Origin of the sequence: Mesorhizobium sp. B3-1-7 (assembly GCF_006439385.1) — a bacterium.
GTDB lineage: Bacteria > Pseudomonadota > Alphaproteobacteria > Rhizobiales > Rhizobiaceae > Mesorhizobium.
On record NZ_VFTL01000014.1, the window covers coordinates 131814 to 148822 of the forward strand.

Consider the following 17009-nt stretch of genomic DNA (forward strand, 5'->3'; position numbering starts at 1 on the left):
GACAACGACATGCATCAAGGCAAAGACTTAAAGCGTGTCGACTGAATCCGCTTCAGCGCGACGCGCTTTAGCTTGAAACCGGTGCGCAAAAGCCTCCGCTAACCAATATTAGCGATCACCTGATTGTAACGTTGCGGAAACACACTTAAGTGATTCCGTGAAGTCGGTGCCTATTGAGGGAGATACGAAATGGGCTTCAGCGGTTTCGATATTGCCATCGTCGTTCTTGTTTTCCTGGTTATCATCCTTCTTTTCAAAGGCATCAAGACGGTGCCGCAAGGTTACAATTACACGGTGGAACGCTTCGGCCGGTACACCAAGACGCTGACGCCTGGCCTGAACATCATCAACCCCATCTTCGAGCGCGTCGGCGCCAAGATGAACATGATGGAGCAGGTGCTCGATGTGCCGACGCAGGAGATCATCACCCGCGACAACGCCATCGTCGGTGTCGACGGCATCGCCTTCTACCAGATACTCAATGCCGCGCAGGCCGCTTATCAGGTGGCCGGGCTGCAGAACGCCATTCTCAATCTGACCATGACCAACATCCGGACCGTCATGGGCTCGATGGACCTCGACGAATTGCTGTCCAACCGCGACGCCATCAACGAGCGCCTGTTGCGTGTCGTCGACGAGGCGGCGCATCCGTGGGGCATCAAGATCACCCGCGTTGAGATCAAGGACATCAATCCGCCGGCCAATCTCATCGAATCGATGGGCCGCCAGATGACGGCCGAGCGCAACAAGCGCGCCCAGATCCTGGCCGCCGAAGGCCTCAAGCAGTCGCAGATCCTCGAGGCCGAGGGCCGCAGGGAAGCAGCCTTTCGCGACGCCGAGGCGCGCGAGCGCTCGGCCGAAGCGGAGGCCAAGGCGACGCAGGTCGTGTCGGAAGCCATCGCCAAGGGCGACGTCCAGGCGCTCAACTACTTCATCGCCCAGAAATACACCGAGGCGCTGACCAAGATCGGCTCGGCCACGAACAGCAAGATCGTGCTGATGCCGCTGGAGGCCTCATCGCTGATCGGAACGCTCGGCGGCATCGGCGAGATCGCCAAGGAAGTTTTCAGGAGTGAAGGTACGGCTGGGGCGCAGCGGCAGGCAGCACGCCCGCCGCTGGTTCGGCCGAACGAAAACTGAGATCATAGGAGGCTGCTCCCATGTTCGATCGTATCGTTTCCGAACTCGGCCCGTGGAACTGGATGGTTCTGGGCTTCGTGCTCCTGGTGATGGAGATCGTCGCGCCGGGCGTCTTCATGCTGTGGATCGGCATCGCCGCGCTCATCGTCGGCGCGGCGTCGCTGGCGATATGGGACGCCGCTTTCTGGACCTGGCACGTGCAGGTGCTGGCGTTCCTGATCCTGTCGCTGATATCGGCTTTCGTCGGCAAGAAACTGATGGCCGGCCGCCACGACGATGCCGACCAGCCACTGCTCAACCGCCGCGGCGCGCAGATGGTGGGCAAGCTGGCGACGCTGGCCGAGCCGATCAAGGACGGCCGCGGCCGCATCAAGCTCGGCGACACGCTGTGGCGCGTTTCGGGCCCTGACCTGCCCGCGGGCACGCAAGTGCGCGTTGTCGGCGCCGCCGACACCGACCTGGAGCTGACGGTCGAGGCGGCCTGAACCGAGACAGGTATCGGACGGGCTGAGACTAAGGCAATCCCAGGAAAAGTGCGTGGCTAGGCTGCGCCAATGCGCAGCAGGTCGTGGAAATGAACCACGCCCACCGGCATTTTGTCTTTGATCACGACCAGCGCGCCGATATTGTGCTCGTTGAGCATGGCGATCGCCGTGCCCGCCAGCGTCTGCGGATCGATCGTCTTGGGCGTGCGGGTCATGACCTCATCGACGGTCACGTCGGCCAGATTGCGATGCAGATTGCGTGCAACGTCGCCGTCGGTGACGATCCCGACCAGTTTGCCGCTCGCATCGACGATGCAGACGCACCCGACTTTCTTCTGCGACAGCGTCATCACCGCTTCCGGCATCTTGGTGCCGAGCAGGGCGAGCGGAACCTGATCGCCGGTCCGCATGATCTCCGACACCAGGGTCAGGTTGGCGCCAAGCTGCCCGCCGGGGTGCAAGGCTCGGAAGTGATCCGGCGTGAAGCCCCGCGCTTCGAGCAGAGCGATGGCCAACGCGTCGCCCAGCACGAGTTGGAGAAGCGTCGACGTCGTCGGTGCCAACCCGTGCGGACAAGCCTCGGGCACGACCGGCAGCAGCAAAACCACATCGGCCGCACGCGCCAGCGCCGAGCTCTCGCCGGAAGTAATGGCGATCAGCGGGATGGAAAAACGCCTCGAATAGGCGACGATGCCCATCAATTCCTTGCTTTCGCCCGACCACGACATGGCGATGATGGCGTCGTCCTTGGCGATCATGCCGAGATCGCCGTGATTGGCCTCGGCGGGATGGACGAAAAAGGCTGGCGTGCCGGTCGAGGCAAGCGTCGCGGCGATCTTTGCGCCGATATGGCCGCTCTTGCCGACGCCGGTGACGATGACGCGGCCCTCGATCCGCGAGATCAGGTCGATCGCGGCGGCAAAGGGCTCGGTCAGCCCGTTTGCGAGCGCGGCGGCCAGGGCCGCCACGCCGGTCTGCTCCGTCGCCACCGTTCTCAGCGCCGATTCGATCGCGGCCTGCTTGTCCGGCTGCTTTCTCTCTGGGGACCCCGCATGCATGGCGCAAGCGATTAGCGCTTTGCCGCGCCCCTGTCCAACAGAATTGCCGCGGCCTGCCGATCCGGGCGGCTCCAAGGCGGCTGTCTCAACCCTCCGTTAACCATCCGCATTTACGGTTCGGTAAGTATGGCGCAACCGCGCCGCGCAAGCAGTGGTGACGATGTCCGGGGGCCAGTCTGAAACGAAAATCGGTCGAAGGGGCATTGCCGTTGCGGCACTGCTGCTGACGGCAAGCGCGCTTGCCTTGCTGCGTCCCGCGCCGGCATTTTCGCAGGAAACCGAGCTGCGCGGCGAGGTCTCCGAATCGGCCATACTCGCCGACCAGCAGCGCAAGGCCAGGCAGTTGAGGGCACAAGGGTCGCTGGATCAGACCCCGCCGGCGGCCGCGGCTGTCCCGGACACGGCACCGACGACCTACCAGCCGTCGAGCCCAGGCGCCGTTCCCGATGACGATCAGACGGCGGGCGCGACAGACAGCATCTTCGACCAGTCGCAGGCAACAGACGATCCATTGGCCGACACGGAGGCGCCGGCAAAACCCCGCCGGCCCTCGACGGCTGCTCAGCGTGCCCAGGACGCCAAGGCTGACGCCAAGTCGAACACCAAGACCGCCGACAAGAAGAAGACCAAGAAGAAGGCGGGCGAGGCTACCGACGGCACGACCACCGCCGCGACCACCGCCACCGGCGACCAGACTGACGCTGCAGCGACCGAAGACGACGGTGGCAACCGCCGTGCCGTCACCATCGACAGTGTCGACAAGCAGAAGCTCGACCCGGGCCAGGAGCGCACCGCATCCATCGAAGGCCAGAAGGTCAAGCCGGAGGACGATCCCTTCGCCGCTCCCGGTGTCAAGGTCGGCACCTTTGTCTTCCGGCCGACGCTCGAGCAAGGCTTCACCGCCACCTCCAACGCCGATTCCAGCAGCACCGGCAAATCGGCGGTTCTGTCCGAGACCGCGCTGCGTTTCACCGCGACCTCCGACTGGCGCGAGAATTCAGCCTTGATCACCGGCTACGGCCAGTTCCGCAACAGCGTCTCGGGCGAAAAGATCAACGATGCGCAAGGCCGCATCGAAGGCCAGCTCAATGTCGATCTCGACAACGAGCTGCGCGCCATCGCCAAGCTGGGCTACGAAGCCGCACCCGAATCGGCCTCCGCGCCGGATGCTGTCGCCGGCGTCGACCACCAGCCGTTGCGCCAGACGGTGGACGGCAGCCTCGGCATCGAAAAGGATGTCGGCAAGATGCGTTACACGCTGACCGGCGCGGTTTCGCATGACTTCTATGGCGACGCCGAGCTCACCGACGGCACCACACTGTCGCAGAAGGATCAGGACAACACGCTCTACACGGCAACCTTGCGCACCGGCTACCAGATATCGCCAGCGCTGATGCCCTTCACGGAAGTCGAGCTCGGTCGCCGGGTCTACGATCTGCGCCTCGACACCGACGGCTTCGACCGCGCCTCGAAGAGGGTTGGCGCGCGCGCCGGCCTCGCGCTCGATATGGGCGACAAGCTCTCGGGCGAATTTTCCGTCGGCTGGCTGCGCGAAGCGCTAGACGACAACCGCCTCCCGGCAATCGCCGGGCCGTCCATCGACGCCGACCTCAAATGGTCGCCCGAGCGCGGCACCACGATCGGGCTCACCGGAAAGACCGAAGTAGAGACCACCACGACGGCAGGCCAGAGCGGCGATATCCTCTATTCGGGCCGTCTGACCGGCGAGCGCCAGATCCGCGCCAATCTGACGGCGAACTCGGCGCTAGGCCTCGATTGGCGCAATTACACCGGCTCCGACGGCCACGATTTGATCCTGAGCGCCGAGGCCGGGCTGACCTGGTGGCTGAACCGCTATGCCGGGGTCACCACCAGGGTGAGAACGGAGAAGCTGACCAGCAACCTGCCTGGACGCGACTACACGGCCAACAGCGTCTATCTCGGCCTGAAGGTCCAGCGCTGAACGCAGTGACGACCAAGCCTATGTCGAGATTCAGGTCAGGCCGGCCTCACATAGGCTAAGAGGCGGCGCCGCGCCGCTCTACCGGCTGCACCTCGTCCAGCAGCGTGCGGATGACGCCGGCCATGCTTGCGTTCATGTCGCTGCGCCACAGCGCGAAGGCGACATTGGCCTCGACGAAACCTTCCGGCGAGCCGCAGTCGAAGGTGCGCCCCTTGTAGTGATAGCCGTAGAAGGGCTGCTTTTTCTCCAGCTTTAGCATCGCGTCGGTCAGCTGGATCTCGTTGCCGGCGCCGCGTTCCTGGCTTTCCAGGATGCCGAAGATCTCCGGCTGCAGGATGTAGCGGCCGTTGATGAAGAGGTTGGAGGGCGCTGTGCCCTGCTTCGGCTTCTCCACCATGCCGGTGATGCGGAAGCCGTGATGCGTATCCTCGCCGCGGCCGACAATGCCGTATTTATGCGCCTCGGCCGGATCACATTCCTGCACGGCGATGATGTTGTTGCCGGTCTCGCCATAGAGCTCGACCATGTCCTTCATGCAGCTCTTTTCCGACTGCATGATCATGTCCGGCAAAAGCAGCGCGAACGGTTCGTCGCCCACCAGCTCGCGGGCGCACCAGACGGCGTGGCCGAGGCCCATCGGCACCTGCTGGCGCGTGAAGCTGGTCTGTCCCGGCGCTGGCTGGAGCCGCTGCAGTCGGGCGAGCTGGTCGTCCTTGCCGCGCTGGGCCAGCGTGTCATACAGCTCGAACTGGACGTCGAAATGGTCCTCGATGACCGCCTTGTTGCGCCCGGTCACGAAGATGAAATGCTCGATGCCGGCTTCGCGCGCCTCGTCGACCACATATTGGATGACCGGCCGGTCGACGACGGTCAGCATTTCCTTCGGGATGGCCTTGGTGGCTGGAAGAAACCGCGTGCCGAGGCCTGCGACCGGAAAAACTGCCTTGCGAACGCGCTTCATGCTGACACCCCTGCGTTTCAGCCAATTATCCGCTCGGCGACGCGCTCCGCAATCCCCCCGCGCTTTTTCACGCCGGAATCATTTTCACGCCGGAATGTTGGACTACCGAACGGCCAAAGTTGAATGTGAGAGCTAAAAGCCGCGACACCTCTTTTCGTTCCCGGCGGCACCTATGGTAAACTAAATACTAACCCGGTTCGGCGTTGAATGATCCTTCCTGATTTGACGAAGGAGGAAATGATGTCCGTTCGCAACACCGCGAGGCGCCTGACGGCACTGGCGACGGCCGCCGGTCTCACGCTGGCCTTGCTGATGCCCGCCGGACCCGCTTTCGCCGATGCCGGGTTCCGCCAGTGGGTCTCGGGTTTCCGCGCCACCGCGGTGGCGGGCGGCGTTTCGGGCGCTGTTTACGATCAGTCCATGAGAGGCATCGAGCCCGACCCGGTCGTGTTGGAAAAAGCCCGCACCCAGCCGGAATTCACCGCGCCCGCCTGGGACTATTTCGACAACCGCGTGCATGACCAGTCGGTGGCCAACGGCCAGGCGATGGCGAGGAAATGGAGACCGTGGCTCGACCGGATCGAGGCGCGGTTCGGCGTCGACCGCAATGTTCTTCTCGCCATCTGGTCGATGGAATCGAACTATGGCGAGATCCTCAAGCGCGACGACATCATGCGCAACGTCATCCGTTCGCTGGCGACGCTCGCCTATGGCGACCCGAAGCGCTCGAAATATGCCCGTACCCAGCTGATCGCCGCCTTGAAGATCCTACAGACCGGCGACATCGACGAAAGCCATCTGATGGGTTCCTGGGCCGGGGCGATGGGCCAGACCCAGTTCATCCCGACCAGTTATCAGCGCTATGCGGTCGACATGGACGGCAACGGCAAGCGTGACATCTGGAATTCGATCCCCGACGCGCTGGCGACGTCCGCCAATCTGCTCAAGAAGAACGGCTGGCAGGCCGGCAAGACCTGGGGATATGAGGTCTCCATACCAGCCGGCAAATTGCCCGGCGGCGCAAAGACGATCGCCCAATGGCAGGCGCTCGGCGTCGTCCGGGCCAGCGGCAAGCCATTCAAGAACCTGACCGACAAGGCGACGCTGAAAGTGCCGGACGGCAGGGGCGGCCCCGCCTTCCTGATGATCAGGAATTTCTCGGTCATCAAGGCTTACAACAACGCCGACAAATACGCTTTGGCCGTCGGCCTTCTGGCCGACGAGATCGCCGGCGGCAACGGCCTGGTGCAGGACTGGCAGCGGCCTTTCACCAAGCTCAGCTTCGAGGAACGGCAGGAACTGCAGAAGCGGCTTTCAGATCACGGCTATTATGACGGCAACTTCGACGGCAAGATCGGCGATGGCTCGAAAGCCGCCATCATGGCCTATCAGGCCAAGGTCGGCTTGAACCAGGATGGCTATCCGAGCATGGAAGTGCTCAAATGGCTCCGCAAGCAATAGAGCCGTCCGCGCCGCCAGGCATCCTTTCAAATAGGGCAAGGATGCTGTAGCGCTTCGGTTGCGCATGACTTCCCGCGTCTGCCTGGTCATGCGCCAAGGGATGGAGAGGTGTTTGGTGTCGGTCGCGCGTATCTGGCAGGGCATTCGCCGGGCGCCGATCCTGATTCTCGCCCTGGCCGTGCTTGTCGTCACCGCCGCCGGCGCTTTCCACGCACCTGCATTCGCGCAGGAGGAAAGCCGCGGCTGGTCGTTGCGTGACCTTCTGTTCCCGCGCCGCAGCGAACGCGTCGAGCCACCGGTCGAAATCCAGAAATCAAGACCGAAACCGAAGAAGAAATCCAAGCCGCGCCCACCGGCCGAGCCGGAAACGCCGATCGTCGAGAAGACGAACGACGCCCGTGTCGTGCTGGTGGTCGGCGATTTTCTGGCGGGCGGTCTGGCCGAAGGCCTGGACACCGCCTTTGCCGACAATCCCGCCGTCAGGATCGTTGCCCGCAGCAACGGGTCGTCGGGCTTCGTTCGCGACGATTTCTATAACTGGCCGGTCGAGATCAAGTCGCTGATCGAGACCGAGAAGCCGTCGGCCGTGATCGTCATGCTGGGCTCCAACGACCGCCAGCAGATGCGGGTCGGCGAGGTGCGCGAGCAGCCGCGCTCGGAGAACTGGACCAAGGAATACGAGCGCCGCAGCGATGCGTTCGGCAAGGCCATCCAGGACACCAAAGTGCCGTTCCTATGGGTCGGCATGCCGGCTTTCCGCGTGTCGAAGATGAACTCGGACATGCTTGCCTTCAACGACATCTATCGCTCGGCCGCCGAAAAGCATGGCGGCGAATTCGTCGATGTCTGGGACGGCTTCGTCGACGAGAACGGCGCTTTCGTCACCTCCGGCCCGGACATCAACGGCCAGCCGGTTCGCTTGCGTTCCGACGACGGCATCAACGTCACCAAGGCCGGCAAGCGCAAGCTCGCTTTCTACACGGAAAAGCCGTTGGCCAAGATCCTGGGCCTGGCGGCGCCGGGAAGCGTCACGACCGTGTCGGCGCCGGCCGGCGCTCCGGTCGAGGCGCCGAAGCCGGCCGCGGCGCCCGTCATCGTCAACCGCACCGCGCCGATGCTGCTCGGCGACCCGTCGCTCGACGGCGGCACCGAACTTCTGGGCGCCGCGCAGCCGGCCAGGGCCGATCCGAACCTGCCCGGCGAAAAACTGATCATCGAAGGCAAGGCGCCGGCCGCCTCGCCTGGCCGCGCCGACGATTTTTCCTGGCCGCCGAAGCCGCAGCCAGCGACGGCGGCTGTAGAGTCCGACCCGACGCCGGCGACTCCGTGACCGACATTCCTGCGTAGCGGCAATTTCGCGCCAAGCCGAACAATGACATTGTCGGATTTTGGCCGAAGTCAAAGGCGGGGGGCGAATATGTCGGCAACAGGCTATGCCTTGCTTGGGTTCGTGACTTGGACCCTCTTATTGCTCATATGGATGGAAATCCTGCGCACCCATCTTGTGGTGAGCGGCCGCGTCCCCGCGAATGGCTTCGCACCGGACAACGCCGGTTTTTCGCCCTTCTTGCAGCGGCTGGCGCGCGCCCATGCCAATTGCATCGAAGGCCTTCCCATATTCGGAGGTCTCATGGCCCTGGCCATAATGAGCGCGCGCGCCTCGATTACCGATCCGCTCGCATATTGGTTTCTGGGCGCGAGGCTGGTGCAGTCGGCCATTCATTTGACGTCGACAAGTCCGACCGCTGTCAAGGCTCGATTTTCGGCGTTCTTGGTCCAGATGGCCATCGGCCTCTATTGGGCGATAAAGCTGTTGCTTAGCTAGGCTGCGCTTCGCGAAAGGCTGCGGCTCGTTAGCCCAATTTAACGCGGCAGAACCGTCGATCCCATCAGCGTCTCGTCGATCGAGCGCGCCGCCTGGCGACCCTCGCGGATCGCCCACACCACCAGCGACTGGCCGCGGCGCACGTCGCCCGCGGCATAGAGCTTGTCGACACTGGTCCTGTAGTCGCGATCGTTGGCCTCGACATTGTTCGAGCGGCGGCTGTCGGTGACGACCTTTATCTCGCCGTCGAGCTCCTTCATCAGGCTGTCGCCCGCCGGTCCGGCGAAGCCGATGGCGATGAAGGCGAGATCGGCGCGGATGACGAACTCGGTGCCGGCGATCGGCTTGCGCTTGTCGTCGACCTCGCAGCAGCGCACACCGGTCAACTGGCCTTCCTCGCCGATGAACTCGAGCGTCGCCACCTGGAATTCGCGCTCGGCGCCCTCGGCCTGCGAGGACGAGGTGCGCATCTTGGTCGCCCAGTAGGGCCAAACCGCAAGCTTGTCTTCCTTCTCGGGCGGCTGCGGACGGATGTCGAGCTGGGTCACGCGCACCGCGCCCTGGCGGAAGGCGGTGCCGATGCAGTCGGACGCGGTGTCGCCGCCACCGACGACGACGACATGCTGGCCGCCGGCGATGATCGGGTGCGAGGGCCACGCCACCGACTGGATCGGCTCGCCGCCGACACGACGGTTCTGCTGCACCAGATAGGGCATGGCGTCATAGACGCCGCTGAGATCGGCGCCCGGAATACCGGCCGGGCGCGGCGTTTCGGAGCCGCCGCAATAAAGCACGGCGTCGAATTCCCCGAGCAGGTCAGCCACCTTCATGTCGACGCCGACATTGACGCCGCAATGGAAGGTCACCCCCTCGCCCTGCATCTGCTCGATGCGACGGTCGATATAGTGCTTCTCGATCTTGAAGTCCGGTATGCCGTAACGCATCAGCCCGCCGGGACGGCTTTCGCGCTCATAGACATGCACGTCGTGGCCGGCGCGGCCCAGCTGCTGCGCCGCCGCCATGCCGGCCGGGCCGGAGCCAATGACGGCAACCCGCTTACCGGTCTTCCTTTCCGGCGGATAGGGCCGGATGTGGCCGGTCTCATAAGCCTTGTCGGCGATCGCCTGCTCCACCGTCTTGATGGCGACCGGGATGTCCTCGAGGTTCAGCGTGCAGGCTTCCTCGCAAGGCGCCGGGCAGATGCGGCCGGTGAATTCGGGGAAATTGTTGGTCGAATGCAGGTTGCGGATCGCGTTGTCCCAGTCGCCATTGTAGACGAGGTCGTTCCAGTCGGGGATCTGGTTGTGGATCGGACAGCCCGTCGGCCCATGGCAGAACGGAATGCCGCAATCCATGCAGCGCGCGGCCTGTTTCTCGACCTCCTTGTCCGACATCGGCAATGTGAATTCGCGGAAATGCCGGATGCGGTCCGAGGCAGGCTGGTACTTGTGCACCTGCCGGTCGATCTCGAGAAAGCCTGTTACCTTGCCCATAGTCCAGTCCCTGCTGTCCGAAGGCACGCTTTTTGTCGGCGCACCCGTTAACCCCTTAAGGCTGCCCTGGCAACCGCACCTTGTTGGAGCATGACCTTCGCCCGAAAACCGGTTCCCACTTGTCGGGGTCATGCTCTCGGGGTCAGAATTGTTGGCGAGGATGCCGGCCCGAGAGCCATCTCTCCGGCCTGCCCGATGCTTATTCCGCCGCCACGCTCATGCGCATGCGTTCCATCTCGATCAATGCGCGGCGATATTCCACCGGCATGATTTTTCGGAATTTCGGCCGGAAGTTCTGCCAGTCGTCGAGGATCTCGCGGCCGCGCACCGAACCGGTGAAATGCACATGGTTCGAGATCAGCTGGTAGAGCCGTTCCTCATCATGGCTGGTCATATCGCCGGAGACGTCGACGCGGCCCTTGTGGTCGAGGTCGCCGCCGTGGTGAAGCAGTTTCTCCATCAGGTCGTCCTCTTCCGGGACCGGCTCCAGCTCGACCATCGCCATGTTGCAGCGTTCGGCGAAATCGCCCTTCTCGTCCAGCACATAGGCGACGCCGCCCGACATGCCAGCGGCGAAGTTGCGGCCTGTCTTGCCGAGCACGACGACGATGCCGCCGGTCATGTATTCGCAGCCATGGTCGCCGACGCCTTCGACGACGGCGGCCACGCCCGAATTGCGCACCGCGAAGCGCTCGCCGGCGACACCGGCGAAATAGGCCTCGCCTTCGGTGGCGCCATAAAGCACCGTGTTGCCGACAATGATCGAGTCCGCCGCCACGATCTTGGCTTCTTCCGGTGGGCGGATGACGATGCGGCCACCCGACAGGCCCTTGCCGACATAGTCATTGCCGGCCCCGACGAGCTCGAACGAGACGCCGCGCGCCAGGAACGCGCCGAAGGACTGACCGGCGGTGCCGGTGAGCTTCACATGGATCGTGTCTTCACGCAGGCCCTTATGCTTGAAACGCTTGGCGACCTCGCCCGACAGCATCGCGCCGGCCGAACGATCGACATTGCGGATCGGCAGCTCGATGGTGACGGGCTGCTTGGCGTCCAGCGCCGGCTTGGCCAACTCGATCAGCTTGCGGTCGAGTACGTCGTCGATCGGATGCTTCTGCCGCTCGGTCCAGTGCAGCGCCTCATGCGGGGCGTCCGGCTTGAAGAACATCTTCGAGAAGTCTAGCCCGCGCGCCTTCCAGTGCTGGATGACGTCGCGCTTTTCCAGAAGGTCGGTGTCGCCGATGATCTGGTCGAGATGGGTGTAGCCCATTTCGGCAAGCAGCGCCCGCACCTCTTCCGCCACGTAGAAGAAGAAGTTGATGACGTGCTCGGGCGTGCCCTTGAAGCGCTTGCGCAGCACCGGGTCCTGCGTCGCCACGCCGACCGGGCAGGTGTTGAGGTGGCACTTGCGCATCATGATGCAGCCGGCGGCGATCAGCGGCGCGGTCGAGAAGCCGAACTCGTCGGCGCCTAGCAGCGCGCCGATGATGACGTCGCGACCAGTGCGCAACCCGCCATCGACCTGCAGCGCGACGCGCGAACGCAGGCCGTTGAGCACCAGCGTCTGGTGCGTCTCGGCAAGGCCCATTTCCCACGGGCTGCCGGCATGCTTGAGCGAGGTCAGCGGCGAAGCGCCGGTGCCGCCATCATAGCCGGAGATGGTGATGTGATCGGCGCGCGCCTTGGCGACGCCCGCCGCAACCGTGCCGACGCCGACCTCCGACACCAGCTTGACCGAGACATCGGCCGCCGGATTGACGTTCTTCAGATCGTAGATCAGCTGCGCCAGATCCTCGATCGAATAGATGTCGTGATGCGGCGGCGGCGAGATCAGGCCGACGCCGGGCGTTGAGTGCCTGACCTTGGCGATGGTCGCGTCGACCTTGTGCCCTGGCAGTTGGCCGCCCTCGCCGGGCTTGGCGCCCTGCGCGACCTTGATCTGCATGACGTCGGAATTGACCAGATATTCCGCCGTGACGCCGAACCGTCCGGACGCGACCTGCTTGATCGCCGAACGTTCCGGGTTCTTGCCGCCGCCGGGCAGCGGCAGATAGCGGTCGGCCTCTTCGCCGCCCTCTCCGGTGTTCGACTTGCCGCCGATGGCGTTCATGGCGCGCGCCAGCGTGGTGTGCGCCTCGCGTGAAATCGAGCCGAACGACATCGCCCCGGTCGAGAAGCGCTTGACGATCTCGGCCGCCGGCATGACGTCCTCGATCGCGACCTTCTTGCGGCCGGTCTCTTCCGCTGTTCTGAGCTTGAACAGGCCGCGAATGGTCTGGGCGCGCGCGGTTGCGCTGTCGATCTGCGCCGAATAGTCCTTGAACGTGTCCCAGGAGCCTTGCCGCACGGCGTGCTGCAAGGTGGCGACCGCATCGGGCGACCACATATGCGCCTCGCCGCGCATGCGGAACATGTATTCGCCGCCGACCTCTAGGTTGTTGCGCAGCACCGGATCGCTGCCGAAGCCATCGCTGTGGCGGCTGAGCGTCTCGGTGGCGATCTCGTCCAGGCCGACGCCTTCGATCAGCGTCGCGGTGCCGGTGAAATACTTCTCGACGAAATCGGACTTCAGCCCGATGGCGTCGAAGATCTGCGCACCGCAATAGGACTGGTAGGTCGAGATGCCCATCTTGGACATCACCTTGAGGATGCCCTTGCCGATCGACTTGATGTAGCGCGAGACCACCTCGTACTCGTCGACCTCTTCCGGCAGCTCGCCGCGCTTGTGCATGTCGAGCAGCGTGTCGAAGGCAAGATACGGGTTGATCGCCTCGGCGCCGTAACCAGCCAGGCAGCAGAAGTGATGCACTTCGCGCGGCTCGCCGGATTCCACAACCAGCCCGACCGAGGTGCGCAGGCCCTTGCGGATCAGGTGATGGTGCACGGCCGCCGTCGCCAGCAGCGACGGAATGGCGATGCGGTCCGGCCCGACCTGGCGGTCGGACAGGATGATGATGTTGTAGCCGCCGGCGACCGCCGCCTCGGCCCGTTCGCAGAGCCGGTCGATGGCGCCCTGCATGCCGGCAGCGCCCTCGTTCGAGCCGTAGGTGATGTCGATCGTCTTGGTATCGAAACGGTCTTCGGTGTGGCCGATGGAACGGATCTTCTCCAGATCGCCATTGGTCAGGATCGGCTGTCGCACTTCAAGCCGCTTGCGGCGCGACGTGCCGACCAGGTCGAAGATGTTCGGCCGCGGGCCGATGAACGACACCAGGCTCATCACCAACTCCTCGCGGATCGGGTCGATCGGCGGGTTGGTGACCTGGGCGAAGTTCTGCTTGAAATAGGTGTAGAGCAGCTTCGACTTGTCCGACATCGCCGAAATCGGCGTGTCGGTGCCCATCGAACCCACCGCTTCCTGGCCGGTGGTGGCCATCGGCGCCATCAGAAGCTTGGTGTCTTCCTGCGTGTAGCCGAAGGACTGCTGGCGATCGAGCAGGCTGACATCCTTGCGCAACGCGCGCGGTTCGACCGGCTTCAGGTCTTCGAGAATGAGCTGCGTGTTGGCGAGCCAGGTCTTGTAGGGGTGCCTGGTCGCGATCTCAGACTTGATCTCCTCATCGGAGACGATGCGGCCCTTGGCGAGATCGATGAGCAGCATGCGGCCCGGCTGCAGCCGCCACTTCTGCACGATCTTTTCCTCCGGCACCGGCAGCACGCCGGCCTCCGACGCCATGATGACGCGGTCGTCATCGGTGACGATGTAGCGCGCCGGACGCAGGCCGTTGCGGTCGAGCGTGGCGCCGATCTGGCGGCCGTCGGTGAAGACCACCGCCGCCGGTCCGTCCCACGGCTCCATGAGCGCCGCGTGGTATTCGTAGAAAGCCTTGCGGTCTGCATCCATGAGCTTGTTGCCGGCCCAGGCTTCCGGGATCAGCATCATCATGGCGTGGCTGAGCGAATAGCCGCCCTGGAACAGGAATTCGAGGGCGTTGTCGAAGCACGCCGTGTCGGACTGGCCGTCATAGGAGATCGGCCACAACTTCGAGATGTTGTTGCCGAACAGTTCGGAATCGACCGAGGCCTGACGCGCCGCCATCCAGTTGTTGTTGCCGCGCACCGTGTTGATCTCGCCATTATGCGCGACCATGCGGTAGGGATGCGCCAGCTTCCACGACGGGAACGTGTTGGTCGAGAAACGCTGATGGACGAGGATCAGCGCGGTTTCGAAGCGCGGATCGGTGAGATCCTTGTAATAGGCGCCGACCTGGTAGGCCAGGAACATGCCCTTGTAGACGATGGTGCGCGCCGACAGCGACACGCAATAGGCGCCGATGTCCTTGTTGTCGTTCTCGGCATAGATGCGGCCCGAAATCACCTTGCGCAGCAGATAGAGCCTGGCCTCATACTCCTCGTCGTCGGTAATGTCGGACGTGCGGCCGATGAACACCTGCCGATGGAACGGCTCGGATGCCACGATATCGGGCGCCTTCGACAGCGACGAATTGTCGACCGGGACGTCACGGAAGCCGATGAGCGGCAGCCCTTCCGACTGCGCCGATTCGGCGATGACTTCTTCGATATGGGCGCGCAGTGCCGCGTCCTGGGGCATGAACCAATGGCCGACGCCGTATTGGCCGGCCGGCGGCAGTTCGACGCCCTTGGCGGCCATTTCATCGCGGAAGAAGCTGTCCGGAATCTGCACCAGCACGCCGGCGCCGTCGCCGACCAGCGGATCGGCACCGACGGCGCCGCGATGGGTGAGGTTTTCCAGCATCGCCAGACCGTCCTCGACGATCTGGTGCGACTTCAACCCCTTCATATTGGCGATGAAACCGACGCCGCAGGCGTCATGCTCGTTGCGCGGATCGTAAAGGCCCTGCGCGGCCATGCCGTTGGCAGTTCGCAGCTCTTTGGTCAGGACGGTATTTTTAACGGCTGTCGCTTTCGTCTGCGCGGCCCGGCCGTTGATCGCAGGTGGCGTCAGTTCCGTCATCGTCCTATCCTCCGTTCTCCACCTTGGCCCCGACCGTTTCAGGGCGCTGGTTTGCCTTGGGAAGCATGATGCTTCCCCTTCATCCTGCGGCACGTCTCGCGAAATCCACCGAACCAAACGGCTATGCGCCCGGTTCGCATCCGGTATCGTACAGGTCAGAGCCGGGCCGTCTACCCGCCGCTCGCGACAATGGCCGGAATGGCAGCGATCATACGCCAGTCCAGCCTGTTTTGTGCGACAAAATAAGACAGCACTACTGTCCTAAATTTTTTATGCCAGAAATCAGGCGGCCGCACAAGACCGATTCACAAAAAACTTGGCCGCGCCGCGACACAAAATTTCGTGACAAGCGCAGGAAACGCAAGCTTTGATCCGGGTCCTTTGGCCTCGATTTGCTGGCTTCACCGCTTTGCCGATGATTGGCCCTTGCGCTTCGACTGCCGAAGCGGTCAAGTCCCGCCGCTTTTGCCAATCACGATATGGACCTTTCGATGTTCTTTGCATCCGACAACTGGGCGGGCGTCCACCCCGACATTTCGGCCAACCTGTCGCGCCATGCCGCCGGCACCGCTGTCGCTTACGGCGACGGCGACCTGGACCGCGCCGTCTATCGCCGCTTCAACGATATCTTCGAACGCGAGGTGCAGGTCTTCTTCGTCGCGACCGGCACGGCGGCCAACGCGCTTTCGATGGCTGCGTTGAACCGCATCGGCGGCATCGCGCTCTGCCATTCCGAAGCGCACATGAATGTCGACGAGTTCGGCGCGATGGGTTTCTACACCGGCGGCGCGCGCATGGCGCCGGTGCCGGGACCGCTGGGACGCATGAACCCGGAGGCTCTCGACCGCGCGATAAGGCGCTATTCGCAGGATCTGGCGCCAGCCGGTCAGCCGATGGCGATCACCGTCACCCAGGCGACCGAGGTCGGCACGGTCTACAGCGTCGACGACGTCAAGGCGATCGCCGAGGTCAGCCGCCGCCACAAGCTGCCGCTTCACATGGACGGCGCGCGCTTCGCCAATGCGATTGCCGCGACGGGCGTCAGCCCGGCCGAGATGACCTCGAAGAGCGGCGTCGACCTCATCTCCTTCGGCGGCACCAAGAACGGCTGCTGGATGGCGGACGCGGTCGTGGTCCTCAATCCGGACGTCGGCAAGGATTTGCGTCTGCTGCGCCAGCGCGCCGGACAGACCTTCTCCAAGGCCCGCTTCATCTCGGCCCAGTTCGAGGCCTATTTCACCGACGATCTGTGGTTGAGGATGGCCGGGCATGCCAATGCGATGGCTGCACACCTGGCCGAGACGATCGAGGATGCGCCGGCCGGCAAGCTCGCCTGGCTGCCGCAGGCCAATGAGGTCTTCGCCATACTCGGTCGGGCCACGGCGGAAAAGCTGCAGGCGGCCGGCGCCAAATTCTATGAATGGGGCGTGCCGCAGGGTTTCGATGGCCACCTCGGCGACAATGAAGCGATCTACCGCTTCGTCGCCAGCTTCGCCACCACGACGCAAGAGATCGATCGCCTCGGCCAACTGCTGGCTTGAGCTTGTATTAGGCCGTAGTGACGATTTAAGGAATTGGGATTCCCACAGGCCGGCAAATCAGATTCAACACTGATTTTTGGGGATCAGTGATGAACTGCGACGCGCTTCGGGACGACCAGTGGGACCGGATCAAGGGCTTTGTTCCG

The 17009-nt window shown here is 63.8% G+C and carries 11 protein-coding genes; 7 read left to right on the plus strand and 4 right to left on the minus strand.

What is annotated here, in order from left to right:
• Positions 1 to 189 precede the first annotated feature (189 nt).
• Both FJ417_RS14030 and FJ417_RS14035 read left to right on the plus strand, forming a co-directional pair.
• Complete coding sequence (locus tag FJ417_RS14030) at positions 190 to 1140, plus strand: SPFH domain-containing protein (protein WP_140642256.1); 951 nt, start codon at positions 190 to 192, stop codon at positions 1138 to 1140.
• 20 nt (positions 1141 to 1160) lie between these two features.
• Positions 1161 to 1625, plus strand: a complete 465-nt coding sequence (locus FJ417_RS14035; RefSeq protein WP_140651510.1) for an NfeD family protein — start codon at positions 1161 to 1163, stop codon at positions 1623 to 1625.
• Positions 1626 to 1681: 56 nt separating this feature from the next.
• Here FJ417_RS14035 and FJ417_RS14040 read toward each other — a convergent pair whose 3' ends face one another.
• On the minus strand, positions 1682 to 2683 hold the full coding sequence (locus FJ417_RS14040) for a KpsF/GutQ family sugar-phosphate isomerase (protein WP_140783863.1): 1002 nt from the start codon (positions 2681 to 2683) through the stop codon (positions 1682 to 1684).
• 160 nt (positions 2684 to 2843) lie between these two features.
• Here FJ417_RS14040 and FJ417_RS14045 point away from each other — a divergent pair, with 160 nt between their 5' ends.
• Complete coding sequence (locus tag FJ417_RS14045) at positions 2844 to 4646, plus strand: outer membrane beta-barrel protein (protein WP_140783874.1); 1803 nt, start codon at positions 2844 to 2846, stop codon at positions 4644 to 4646.
• A 55-nt stretch (positions 4647 to 4701) separates the two neighbouring features.
• Here FJ417_RS14045 and galU read toward each other — a convergent pair whose 3' ends face one another.
• Positions 4702 to 5607, minus strand: a complete 906-nt coding sequence (gene galU, locus FJ417_RS14050) for a UTP--glucose-1-phosphate uridylyltransferase GalU (protein WP_140783864.1) — start codon at positions 5605 to 5607, stop codon at positions 4702 to 4704.
• A 240-nt stretch (positions 5608 to 5847) separates the two neighbouring features.
• Between galU and FJ417_RS14055 the strand changes: the two genes are divergently transcribed.
• The 3 genes from FJ417_RS14055 (at position 5848) to FJ417_RS14065 (ending at position 8893) form a co-directional block, all read left to right on the plus strand.
• The gene (locus FJ417_RS14055; protein ID WP_140783865.1) at positions 5848 to 7068 is read left to right on the plus strand and encodes a lytic murein transglycosylase; all 1221 of its coding nucleotides are present in this window, start codon (positions 5848 to 5850) and stop codon (positions 7066 to 7068) included.
• A gap of 112 nt (positions 7069 to 7180) precedes the next feature.
• Positions 7181 to 8398, plus strand: a complete 1218-nt coding sequence (locus FJ417_RS14060; RefSeq protein ID WP_140783866.1) for a DUF459 domain-containing protein — start codon at positions 7181 to 7183, stop codon at positions 8396 to 8398.
• Positions 8399 to 8485: 87 nt separating this feature from the next.
• Entirely contained in the window at positions 8486 to 8893 is a 408-nt protein-coding gene (locus FJ417_RS14065) for an MAPEG family protein (RefSeq protein WP_140783867.1), read from the plus strand.
• Positions 8894 to 8931: 38 nt separating this feature from the next.
• On the opposite strand, the gene FJ417_RS14070 is transcribed toward FJ417_RS14065, so the two are convergent.
• Both FJ417_RS14070 and gltB read right to left on the minus strand, forming a co-directional pair.
• Positions 8932 to 10386 (minus strand): glutamate synthase subunit beta, encoded by a 1455-nt coding sequence (locus tag FJ417_RS14070; RefSeq protein ID WP_140642272.1) that lies wholly within the window; start codon positions 10384 to 10386, stop codon positions 8932 to 8934.
• Positions 10387 to 10585: 199 nt separating this feature from the next.
• Positions 10586 to 15322 carry a glutamate synthase large subunit gene (gene gltB, locus FJ417_RS14075; protein WP_140783868.1) on the minus strand — a complete coding sequence of 1579 codons (4737 nt, stop codon included), beginning with the start codon at positions 15320 to 15322 and terminating at the stop codon, positions 10586 to 10588.
• Positions 15323 to 15813: 491 nt separating this feature from the next.
• On the opposite strand from gltB, the gene FJ417_RS14080 reads away from it, so the two are divergent.
• A complete protein-coding gene (locus tag FJ417_RS14080) occupies positions 15814 to 16863 on the plus strand; it encodes a low specificity L-threonine aldolase (RefSeq protein WP_140783869.1) in 1050 nt (349 codons plus the stop codon).
• Positions 16864 to 17009: the final 146 nt, after the last annotated feature.